The following is a 1279-nucleotide window of genomic DNA, read 5'->3' as shown; positions in this document are numbered from 1 at the left end:
TGTAGTTGCCCCGTTTTAGTAGACACCTCCTTATCACTTAAGGAGGCAATATGCCCAGATACACCAACCCCCGTAAAACATGGTTTTACCCGATAGATTTTAAAATTAAAGCCGTTGAGTTAAGCTTAAAAGACGAGGTAATGTCTAAAGACGTGGCGGAAGCGTTAGATATTCATCCATTAATGCTAAGTCGTTGGCGAAAAGAATACCGAGAAGGCAAGTATAAAAATGCGCCGAAGTATCAAACCGAGCAAGAAGTCATGAAAAACCTGCCATCTAAGAAAGAACTGAAGGCGATAGAGAAGCTTAAAAAAGAGAATGAGCGCCTTAAAATGGAGAATGACTTGCTAAAAAAGTGGCAACGGTATCTGGCGGAAACCCATCAGAACGATTTGGATTCATCAAAGAAAATGGACAATCGTTAGGTGTCAGATACCTGTGTGCTTGGTTGAACGTATCTCGCAGTGGTTACTATGCGTGGCTTAAGCGCGGGCAATCAAAGCGAGCGATTGCAGATGCACAACTGCTGGTACATATTCGTAAAGTATTTACAGATAACCATGAAACGTATGGTAGTCCTCGTGTGTTTCATGCACTGAAAAGACAAGGAATTGTAGCAAGTAGAAAGCGAGTGGCCCGTTTGATGAGAGAAAATGGTTTAAGAGCAAGAGCATTAAAGACTTATGCCAAACCGGCAAGGCTAAAGCTATTTTATCAAGACATTGCCAATAAGCGGTTGGCTGAAGATAAGCCATCTAACGTTAACCAGCAATGGTCTGGCGACCTAACATATTTAAAGGTCGGTAGTCAGTGGCATTACTTAGCCGTTGTCATCGACTTATATTCACGAAGAGTGATTGGTTGGGCCTTTGGAGAGAGCAAGACAGTCGCATTAACAATGAAAGCCCTTAAGCAAGCAGTGAGACGGCGTAAGCCGAGAAGTACGGTGTTATTTCACACTGACAGAGGCGCAGAATACAGAGCGAACCAAGTTCAACATTATCTTGAAACACACAACATCGTATCAAGTATGAATCGTCCTGGTTGTTGCACTGACAATGCGGAAGTTGAGTCGTTTTTCCATTCGCTTAAAGCGGACATTATTCGAGGCTTTAAATTTGATAAAGCGAGTGATTTGCAGTCGAAGCTAAGATCTTATCTAGACTATTTTTATAATAGACAGCGATTACATTCGAGTTTAAGCTATAAAACACCTGCTGAGTTTGAGTTAGCAGCACAACAGAAATAAATAGGTGTCTGTTTTAATGGGTCAAGATCA

1 protein-coding gene is annotated in these 1279 nt (G+C 41.7%); it reads left to right on the top strand.

Going from position 1 to position 1279, the window contains the following annotated elements; all coding sequences use genetic code 11:
• Positions 1–50 precede the first annotated feature (50 nt).
• Positions 51–1249, top strand: a protein-coding gene (locus RM552_RS17655; RefSeq protein ID WP_311370208.1) for an IS3 family transposase whose coding sequence is annotated in 2 segments (ribosomal slippage) — positions 51–356 and positions 359–1249 — 1197 coding nt in all. Because the reading frame shifts where the segments join, the coding sequence is not laid out codon by codon here.
• Positions 1250–1279: the final 30 nt, after the last annotated feature.

Origin of the sequence: Glaciecola petra, from assembly GCF_031846345.1 — a bacterium.
GTDB lineage: Bacteria > Pseudomonadota > Gammaproteobacteria > Enterobacterales > Alteromonadaceae > Glaciecola > Glaciecola petra.
This window is presented reverse-complemented; position numbering and strand designations above follow the sequence as displayed.